The following is a 1,036-nucleotide window of genomic DNA, read 5'->3' on the forward strand; positions in this document are numbered from 1 at the left end:
GTTAGGCGCGCCGGCTTGGCCGAGCGCGCATGCACAAGCAAGGGATCCGAAGACCATGTCTGCTTCCTCAGTGGTGGTGGGCATCGACGTGGCCAAGGCGCATGTCGATGTCGCGGTGCTGGGCGCCCAGTTCGATGCCCAGCGGTTCGACAACCAGGCCGAGGGCCACTCGGTGTTGATAGCGGCCCTCAAGCCGCTGGAGGTGGCGCTGGTGGTGATGGAGGCCACCGGCGGCTACGAGACAGAGTTGGCCTGCGCGCTGCAAGCGGCCGGCCTGCCCGTGGCGGTGGTCAACCCGCGCCAGGCGCGCGATTTTGCCAAGTCGATGGGCCGCCTGGCCAAGACCGACGCGGCAGACGCGCGCATGCTGGCCGAGTTCGCCGCGGTGCTGCTGCGCCGCGACGATCTGGCCCGCTTCCTGCGCCCGCTGGCCGACCCACAGCAGCAGTGGCTGGCCGCGCTGGTCACACGTCGGCGTCAGCTGCTGGCCATGCTGCTGGCCGAGCGGCAGCGGCTGCAGATCACGCCCAAGGCGCTGCACCCGAGCATCGAGGCCATCATCGCAGCCATCCAGGCCCAGCTCGACGACATCGAAGGCCAGATGGTCGGCCACGTGCGTGAGCACTTCGCCGAGCTCGACCGATTGCTGCAATCGGCCAGCGGCATCGGCCCGGTGGCCAGCGCCACGCTGATCGCCGAGTTGCCCGAGCTCGGCCGGCTCAACCGGCGCGAGATCGCCGCGCTGGTGGGCGTGGCCCCGATGGCCAACGACTCCGGCGCAAGCCGGGGCCGACGACGCATCCAGGGCGGACGCTTCGACGTGCGCCGTGTGCTGTACATGGCCGCACTGACCGCCAGCCGCCGCAACCCCGTCATCAAGGCCTTCTACGAACGCCTGATCGCCGCCGGCAAATGCCCCAAAGTCGCCTTGGTCGCTTGCATGCGCAAGCTGCTGACCGTGCTCAATGCCATGGTCAGAACCAACAAACCTTGGGATAACGCGCTTCACGGCGCTTGACTCGGAAGACGGTTACTC

The 1,036-nt window shown here is 68.5% G+C and carries 1 protein-coding gene; it reads left to right on the forward strand.

All coding sequences use genetic code 11. From position 1 onward, the window contains the following. The first annotated feature begins 55 nt into the window (after positions 1–55). Entirely contained in the window at positions 56–1,018 is a 963-nt protein-coding gene (locus CR938_RS14275) for an IS110 family RNA-guided transposase (RefSeq protein ID WP_078666742.1), read from the forward strand. The last annotated feature ends 18 nt before the right edge of the window (positions 1,019–1,036 follow it).

Origin of the sequence: Pseudoxanthomonas taiwanensis, from assembly GCF_010093135.1 — a bacterium.
Lineage (GTDB): Bacteria > Pseudomonadota > Gammaproteobacteria > Xanthomonadales > Xanthomonadaceae > Pseudoxanthomonas > Pseudoxanthomonas taiwanensis.

What these genes read in the sequence shown, in the direction of transcription:
- CR938_RS14275 (WP_078666742.1), top strand. Translation starts at nt 56, where the DNA reads ATGTCTGCTTCCTCAGTGGTGGTGGGCATCGACGTGGCCAAGGCGCAT.